This is a genomic window from Candidatus Binataceae bacterium, assembly GCA_035500095.1.
GTDB lineage: Bacteria > Desulfobacterota > Binatia > Binatales > Binataceae > JAKAVN01.
Window position 1 is genome coordinate 20,424 of record DATJXN010000008.1, and the last position, 8,584, is coordinate 29,007.

General features: G+C 65.9%; 6 protein-coding genes and 1 tRNA gene. 5 read left to right on the plus strand and 2 right to left on the minus strand.

Annotation, left to right across the window (positions count from 1 at the left end; translation table 11 throughout):
* Nucleotides 1-8 precede the first annotated feature (8 nt).
* A complete protein-coding gene (locus VMI09_00990) occupies nucleotides 9-1,481 on the minus strand; it encodes a DUF3426 domain-containing protein (protein HTQ23238.1) in 1,473 nt (490 codons plus the stop codon).
* Between the two features lie 96 nt (nucleotides 1,482-1,577).
* Here VMI09_00990 and VMI09_00995 point away from each other — a divergent pair, with 96 nt between their 5' ends.
* Nucleotides 1,578-2,693 (plus strand): glycosyltransferase family 4 protein, encoded by a 1,116-nt coding sequence (locus VMI09_00995; GenBank protein HTQ23239.1) that lies wholly within the window; start codon nucleotides 1,578-1,580, stop codon nucleotides 2,691-2,693.
* 113 nt (nucleotides 2,694-2,806) lie between these two features.
* Here VMI09_00995 and VMI09_01000 read toward each other — a convergent pair whose 3' ends face one another.
* A complete protein-coding gene (locus VMI09_01000; protein HTQ23240.1) occupies nucleotides 2,807-3,700 on the minus strand; it encodes a glycosyltransferase in 894 nt (297 codons plus the stop codon).
* 95 nt (nucleotides 3,701-3,795) lie between these two features.
* On the opposite strand from VMI09_01000, the gene VMI09_01005 reads away from it, so the two are divergent.
* From VMI09_01005 to VMI09_01020, 4 genes are all read left to right on the plus strand, one after another.
* Nucleotides 3,796-3,878 (plus strand) — tRNA-Leu (locus VMI09_01005).
* 52 nt (nucleotides 3,879-3,930) lie between these two features.
* Entirely contained in the window at nucleotides 3,931-6,609 is a 2,679-nt protein-coding gene (locus VMI09_01010; GenBank protein HTQ23241.1) for a valine--tRNA ligase, read from the plus strand.
* A 9-nt stretch (nucleotides 6,610-6,618) separates the two neighbouring features.
* Complete coding sequence (nadC, locus tag VMI09_01015; GenBank protein HTQ23242.1) at nucleotides 6,619-7,482, plus strand: carboxylating nicotinate-nucleotide diphosphorylase; 864 nt, start codon at nucleotides 6,619-6,621, stop codon at nucleotides 7,480-7,482.
* Nucleotides 7,483-7,550: 68 nt separating this feature from the next.
* Entirely contained in the window at nucleotides 7,551-8,351 is an 801-nt protein-coding gene (locus VMI09_01020; protein ID HTQ23243.1) for a biotin--[acetyl-CoA-carboxylase] ligase, read from the plus strand.
* The last annotated feature ends 233 nt before the right edge of the window (nucleotides 8,352-8,584 follow it).

Consider the following 8,584-nt stretch of genomic DNA (forward strand, 5'->3'; position numbering starts at 1 on the left):
CCGTCGCGTCAGCCGCCCTCGCTCGAAGGAGCGAGCGGCGCCGCGGCCGGATCGGCGCGCACGATTCGCAACTGGAAGTGCGAGGCGCCCGCGGGCGGAGAGGTAAAGACGATCACGAAAGGCGTGGTCGCCTGAGGCGCCAGAGTGAAGTTCTTCGGCGCGTCGAGCTTCTCGAAAAACTCTATCTCGTGCGGGGTCATTTCAGCCAGCGTCTTCGGCGTCGCACTGTTTCCGCAATAGACTGCCTGAGTGCGCAGCGGCGCCGCCCCGGATGCGGTCAGCGCTGCCTCGATCTGGACCGCTCCTAGCGCCGTCGAGGTGAGGTTCTCGGCGGTGCCGCTCACGACCAGCGCCTGTTGATTGCCCTTGAGCTTGACGTATTCCGCCTGCACCTCGCCGAGCGCGACGCGCCGGGCGGCGGAAATCGGCGGCTGGAGACCCGCGCCGACGATCGGTAACGCGCTCAGCAATCCCGCGCTCGGGATCGGTGCGCTCTGTATCACCATCGTTATAAGGCCGAAGCCGACGATCACCATCGCGAACAGTCCGAGAAAATAGCCGGCAGAATGGATCTTGTACGAGCTGTTGCGGAATTCCGCCTCGAGCCGGCGCGCCTGCGCGCTGACTTCCTCGGGCCGGATATGGTCCTCGAAATCCTGGTCTTCGTCCGCATCGAGCGGCTCGCTGCGGTCCTGCGTGTGGGCGAAAGGACGATCGAGTTGCGCGCCACTCTCGACGAGGTCGTCGTCGATATCCGATATCCGGATGCGTCGCTTGGGGCGGGACGGAGGCGTGGGCGGAAGGGCGGTATCGCCGACCTCCCATTTCTCTTCGGAATGGCTCTGCGATGGCGGTTCGACCGCATTGGGCTCGTCACTGAAATCGAAGGAGAGATTTGCTCCTGTCCGGTCGTCTTCATCGTCGACGATGTTGCCGAAGCGCCGCTGCAGGAGTTCCAGCGTGGCGTCGCGACCTTTTCGAATTGCTTGGGGAGCCCCCTTGGGAGACTCCTGCGAAGCCTCCGGGCGCGGCGTCTGCGGGGCGGCGGCCGCGCGGCGGCCGGCGATGCCGGCCAGGCGGGGTTGGAGCGTCTGCGCCGGTGGAGCCTCGGCTCGCGCCGGAGCTGAAGCAGCCGGCAAAGGCTCGGGCTGCGCCGGCTGCGGCTGCTGCGGGGCCGCGGCGGCCTCGTGCCCGGCAGGCGCTGCGGCGGGCGACTCGGCGCCGGCGTCCGTGTCTGCCGGAGACGGAGGCGGTCCAGGCGGCGTACTCGCCGCCACGTCGGTTTTGGCGGGCGGCGCAGATTTCGCCGCCGCCGCGGCGCGAGCGGCATCACCGCTCGCGCGCCGTGGCGTCTTCTGTCGCGGCTCGGCGCTGAATACATGGCCGCAACGCGAGCATTTGAACGTAGGCGTCTCGTCGGGCAGAATCCGTTCGTCGATTCTGTAGCGGGTGTTACAACTTGTGCACTGGATTTCGATCATCGCTTCCGCACCTCTTTCTCCGCGTGCCATTTACGCTAACACAAGCCCGCGCTTCGGACATCCCTTGATCGGACGGCGGCGCGTAGGCGGTTCGCAATGCGCGTGGCGCTGATCGCGCGGCGTTTCGACCCCGCCGGCGGCGGCACCGAACGCGATCTTGTCGTAACTGCACAGTGTCTCGTCGCCGCCGGACACGACCTGACCATCTACACCGCTGAAGCGCGCGGAGCGCCGGGGCGATGGCCTGTGGTTCAGGTTGGCTCGCGATGGCCAGGTGGTCCGTTTCGCCTGATGCGGTTTGCGTGGGACGCCCCGGCCCAGGCGCGGCGCGACGGCGCAGAACTGGTGCTCAGTTTCGCGCGCGCCGTGGGCGCCGACATCCTGCGCTCCGGCGGCGGCGCGCATAGCGTTTATCTGCGCGCGGCGCAGCGATGGCGCGGCAACTGGGCGGCGGCGGCCATGCGGCTGCGGCCGTACCATCGCGCCCAGATCATCGCCGAACGCGCGGCTTTCAAATCTCCGACGTTGCGCTGCACAATTGCGGTTTCAGAACTGGTGCGGAAGCAATTGATCGACGAGTTCGGTCTCGAGTCGGAAAAGGCGGTGACGCTCTACAACGGCGTCGATCTCGGACGCTTCCGTCCCGCAGGCCTCGGCGAGCGCGCCCGTTTTCGACAGATGTATGAAGTCGAGACCGGGGCTCCTGTGGTCGCGTTCGCGGGCCACGGTTTCGCGCGCAAGGGACTCGGCCCGTTGCTCGAGGCCTGGCCGGCGCTGAAATCGCATCCATTCCTGCTTGTCGCCGGCAGCGATCGCTCGGCGGTTCGCTATATCCGGATGGCTCATCGGTTGGGAATCGGCTCGCGCGTGCGGTTCCTCGGCGCGGTCGGCCAGATCGAGCAGCTTTTTCGCGCCGCCGACGCCTTTGCGCTGCCGTCGTTTTTCGAACCGTTCGGCAATGTCGCGATGGAAGCGATGGCCGCGGGGCTCGGGGTGATGGTCAGCGCGCAATGCGGCGTCGCCGAACTGCTACCGCCCGGGATGCGCCCGTTTGTGGTGAAAGATCCGGCCGACCCGGGCGAAATCGCCGAGCGCCTCGCGGCGCTGCTCGAGACGAAGCATCTGACCGAAGACGAGGCGCGCGCCGCCGCTGAAGCCCATCCGTGGAGCGATTACTCGGCCCGGCTGCTCGAAATAATCGATTCGCTCTGACGGGTCTGCTCTTGCTACCCCCAAAGACCGGAGAGGAAAATCCGGAGAGGAATTTAAGCTGCGCGCTTACTGAAGTGGCGGGCCGGAGCGGGGGGGACGAGCGCGACCGACAATCAACGCGGCCGCGCGCCGCGAAACCGCAGACCGTCAAGCATCCCCTGTGCAACCGCCAGGCGCCGCTCTTCGCGCGCGAGCCGCTCGGATCCCACCCCCACGAGACGCGCCGTCCACACGCGCAACGCCGCGATTGCGTTGTCCGCGAGCACCGCGAGCACGCGGTGCGATTCGTGGATCATCCGGCATCGTCCGCGCTCGCGCGCGATCCGGAGAAAGCGCGCGCGGTCGGCGCGGGCCGCATCGACGTCGTGATAAACCAGCGCGCGCGGCGCATAACCGATCCTGAATCCCGCACGCGCGAGGCGCGCCGACATTTCGGTTTCCTCCTCGTGACCGCACGCTCCCGGCCCCAGCCGCTCGTCGAAAAGACCGACGCGCGCAAGCGCCGATGCGCGAAACGCCATGTTCGCGCCCAGCACGCCGCGCACTTCGATTACCTCCTCGCCATGATCGACGATTGGGAGATCGAGCCATGGCGCGGCCTCGACACCGACCTTGGCCGTCGGATCCTCGGCCGCCATGATGCGCCCCTTCATCGCCGCGAACTCGGGATGCTCGGCGAAGAAGCGCTCGACCTCGTCGAGGTAATGCGGCGCTGCGACAAGGTCGTCGTCAAGGCAAACGATGATTTCGCCCCTGGCCTGGCGGATCGCGGCGTTCTGGATCCGACACTTGCCTGGACGCGGATCGTGCAGATGCTTAAGCGGCGGCGCAGTGCCCGGCAGAACCGAGGGCAGGGGAGTGCCATTTTCCGCCACAAGGATTTCACAGGCCGACTCGTCCGTCGCGCTTGCGACCTGCGGCGCGAGGCTCGCGAGCAGGCGCGCGAGCGCGTCCGGACGTGCGTGAGTTGCGATTATGACCGAGAGGCGCAAAAGGTTTTCACTCATCCAGAGCCCGCCAATACCGCACACAAGCGCGTCAGTTCGGACAGGCGGCTTGAATTCGTGCTCCCAGCCGATTAAACCCTTTCATCTACCGGTGCGCGAGAGTGGCGGAACGGCAGACGCGCAAGGCTCAGGACCTTGTGAGCGCAAGCTCGTGGGGGTTCAAGTCCCCCCTCTCGCATCAGTTTCGAACCGTCGAACGCGCCGCGATATCCCGCTAAAATGGAAGCCGCTTGGAACTAGGCAAGACTTTCGACCCCAAGACCGCGGAGGAGCACTGGTTTCAGCGCTGGATTGACCTCGACTATTTCAAGGCCGATCCGTCCCGCCCCGGTCCGGTCTTCTCGATCGTAATTCCGCCGCCGAACGTCACCGGCCAGCTTCATCTCGGCCACGCGCTGAACGTCACGCTGCACGACGTCATCGTGCGCACGCGCCGGATGCAGGGCTACAACACGCTCTGGCAGCCGGGCACCGATCACGCGGGGATCGCGACGCAAAACGTCGTCGAGCGCGAAGTGGCGAAAGAGGGCAAAAGCCGCCACGACCTTGGCCGCGATGCATTCGTCGCGCGGGTCTGGCAATGGCGCGAAACCTACGGCGGCAGGATTCTCAACCAGTTGCGCCGGCTCGGCGCCTCCTGCGATTGGAGCCGCGAGCGCTTCACGCTCGACCCGGGGCTCTCGCGCGCGGTGAGCGAAATTTTCGTCAGGCTGTATCGCGAGGGGCTGATCTACCGCGCGCTCAGTCTGATCAACTGGTGTCCGCGATGCGAGACCGCGCTTAGCGACCTCGAAGTCGATCACAAGGAGACGCCCGGTCATCTCTGGTACATCCGCTATCCGCTCGCCGACGGCTCGGGCGCCGTGACGGTAGCGACGACGCGCCCGGAAACGATGCTCGGCGACACCGCGGTGGCCGTCCATCCGGAGGACGCTCGCTATCAGGGAATGGTCGGCAAGAAGATCGTCCTTCCGCTCATCGGGCGCGAGATCCCGATAATTGCGGACCCGGCCGTCGATCCCGCCTTCGGTTCGGGAGCGGTCAAGATCACGCCTGGGCACGACTTCAACGATTTTCAGATGGGGCGGCGGCACAAACTGGCGCAAATCTCCGTGATGGATACGCACGGGCGGATGAATGACGAGGCCGGCCCGTACCGCGAGATGACGCGCGAGGATTGCCGGCGCAAGGTGGTCGAGGACCTGACTGCGCAGGGGCTGCTGGAAAAGATGGAGCCGCATCAGCATTCCCTGGGCGTCTGTTCGCGCTGCGAGACGGTGGTCGAGCCGATGCTTTCGAATCAATGGTTCGTGCGCGTCAAGCCGCTCGCCGATGAAGCACTGGCGGCGGTGCGCGACGGCCGCACGACGTTCCATCCGAAATTCTGGGAGAACACCTATTTCAGCTGGATGGAGAGCGTTTACGACTGGTGCATCTCACGCCAACTGTGGTGGGGCCATCGCATCCCGGCCTACTGGTGCGAGCGCTGCGGCGAGATGATGGTTGCGGCGGAGCGCCCGGCGTCGTGCGGCAAATGCGGCGGCGACGATCTGCGCCAGGAAGAGGACGTGCTCGACACCTGGTTCAGTTCGGCGCTGTGGCCGTTTTCGACCCTGGGATGGCCCGAAGAGACGCCGGAGCTTGTGCGCTACTACCCGACCAGCCTGCTCATCACCGGCTTCGACATTATTTTTTTCTGGGTTGCGCGGATGATGATGATGGGGCTCGAGTGCACCGGCCAGGTTCCGTTCCGCGACGTCTATATCACGCCGCTCGTGCGCGACCAGTACGGCAAGAAGATGACCAAGTCGCGCGGCAACGTGGTCGATCCGCTGCAGATCATGGAACGCTACGGCACCGACGCGGTGCGCTTCACCCTGGCGCAGCTCAGCGTGCAGGGACGCGACCTCATCCTCTCCGATGATCGCCTTGCCGCTTCACGCGCGTTTGCCAACAAGGTATGGAACGCCGCGCGTTTTGTGCTGATGAACCTCGAAGGCGCGCCCGCGCCGCTCCCGCGCCCCAACCTCGACGGGCTCGCGCTTGCCGAGCGGTGGATCCTGGCGTCGCTCGACGACGCGATCGTGGAGGTCACCGCCGCGGTCGATCGCTACGAATTCAACGTAGCGGCGCTCCGCGCCTACCGCTTCATCTGGAACGAATTCTGTGACTGGTATATCGAGCTCGCGAAGGAGCCGCTCAAGCAGGGCGGCGAGCGCCAGGCCGCGGCGCGCTGGGTGCTGGTGCGATGCTTCGACGGTCTCCTGCGGCTGCTCCATCCCTTCATGCCGTTCATCACCGAAGAGATCTGGCAGACGCTGCGGCCGTATATCGGCGACCCCGGTCTCGCGCCGCATCTCGCGATCGCGAAATTTCCTGTACGCGCATTCGAGGGTGTGCTCAAGCCTGATGAAGCCCAGGCGATGGAGCGCTGTATCGCGGCGACCGAGGCGCTTAACTCATTGCGCTCACTGCTCGGCTACCATCCGGGACAGCGGGTTGAAGCACGGATCAAGTTTCTCGGCGACGACGGGGCGGCAGCGGGCTTCCACAAGGAATTCGAGCGCTGGAAGCCGTACGTGGCGACGATGGCCAAAACAGCTAGCCTGGGGCTCGCCGGTCCGTCCGAGCCCGCGCCGGGCGGGACCGTAACTGCGGTGCTCGGATGGTGCGAGGTCGCGGTGATGGCGCCCGAAGGGTTCGACTTCGAACGGGCGCGTGCGGCGATCCGCAAGAAGCTCGAAGAGGTGACCGCCCATCACAAGCAGCATCAGGCGCGGCTCGACAATCCCGACTTCGTCGCCAAGGCCGCACGCGAGATGCAGGAGCAGATGCAGCAGCGCGCCCAGGAGTTGGCGGGTCAGCAGGACCTGCTGCGCAAGCAGTTGCGGCTCCTGGAAGCGAGCTGAAACCGAGCCGTGAACCTGTTCAATCAGCTCGAATGGCTCAACGTAAACGCGTTGCTCAGAAACGCGCTGGAGGAAGACCTCGGCCAGGGCGACATCACGACTGCGGCGACCGTGGCGCCGGGCCAGCGCGGGCGCGCGGATATCATCGTCAAGGAGGCGCCACACATCGTGTTTTGCGGCGGCCTGCTGCTGGCCGAGATCTTTCGCCTGTCCGGCGCGGAGCCCGAGATTCCGGCGTGCGCGCATGAAGGCACGGTTCTCGAGCGCGGCGAGACCGCGGCAGTAATCGAAGGCCGCCTGGGCGGCCTGCTGATCGGCGAGCGCACGGCGCTCAACCTGGTGCAACTGATGTCGGGGATTGCGACGATGACCCGGCGCTACGTCGACGCCGTGGTCGGCACCGGCGCGCGTATCATCGACACTCGCAAGACCCATCCGGGGCTCCGCATGATCGAAAAGTACGCGGTGCGCGCCGGCGGCGGATTTAACCATCGTTTCGGCCTCGATAGCGGAGTTTTGATCAAGGAGAACCATATCGCGGCCGCTGGCTCGGTGACCGCGGCGTTCAAGGGCGCGCGCAAGCTCGCGCCGCACACGATGCGAATCGAGATCGAATGCGAGACGCTGGCCCAGGTCGAAGAGGCGCTCGCGGCCGGCGCCGATTCGATCCTGCTCGACAACATGACGCTCGACGACGTGCGCCGGGCGCGTGCGATGGCTCCGGCCGGGCGCGTGCTGCTCGAAGTGTCCGGCGGCGTGACGCTCGAGGGCGTGCGCGCGATTGCGGAGACCGGCATTGACCTGATCTCCGTCGGCGCGCTGACCCATTCTGCGCCCGCCGTCGATCTGAGCATGCTGATAAAGCCACAGTAGCGCCGCGAGGGTTAATTCTACGGCGGCTGCCGCGTGACGATCTCCGTAACCGTTTGCGGAACTCTTGAATGACCGAGAATCCCTACCGCCGAGCTGAAGCCGGTCGCCCCTCGGAAACCATCGGATGGCGCGTCCACTATTTCGAGGAGCTGGAAACGACGCAGCGGACCGCGGCTGAAATGGCGGCACGCGGCGCGCTTCACGGCGAGGTCGTAATCGCCGAGCGGCAGACGGCGGGGCGGGGACGGATGGGCCGGACGTGGCACTCTCCGCCCGGCGTCAACTTCTACGGCACCTTCATCCTGCGCCCCGAGATGCCGGTCGCCGAGGCCGCGCTGCTGAGCCTGGTCGCCGGGGTCGCGGTGGCAGAGACGATGGAACTGGTCGCGCCGCGAATCGTGGCGCTTAAGTGGCCCAACGACGTATGGCTTGGCGGACGCAAGGCCGGCGGGATGATCGCGGAGGCGGTGACGGATTCGCATCATCGACTGGCCTGCGTGCTGCTCGGGATCGGTCTCAATCTCAACCTGGCGCCGGAGGATATCCCGGAGGAACTGCGCAGCCGCGCAACTTCCGTGATGGCGGCGACCGGACGGCCATGCGACCGGATCGAGCTTGCCGGCGAGCTTTTTTCCAGACTTGACTCTCGCTATATGGAAACTATGAGGGGCGGGTTCGCCGCCGTACGCCCCGCCTGGGAGCGTTATTCGGCGCTCACCGGACGGCAGGTCACGGTGGTCGATGGACAAAGCCGTATCGGCGGGACCGTGCGGGGAATCGGTCCCGACGGAGCGCTGCTGCTGGAAGCCCGGGGAGAACTCATCCGCGTGCTCGCTGGTGACGTGACTATCGAAGGCGCATACGATTGACGTAGAGCGAAAAGTATGGCGACCATCGCCACCACGGCCTTGGCGGGCCGCTGCGCGGGGCAGGCGCAGGTGCGAGAATCACGAACGGGGGCCAGACATAACTAGAAGACTTCCCCAGGAGCAAAGGCTATGGCTGTGGAAGAAATCGGACGTCTGAGAAGCATCGCGATCGTGGGCCAGGGGGCGACCGGCAAGACTCAGTTGGCCGAGGCGATGCTGTTTACCGCCGGCAC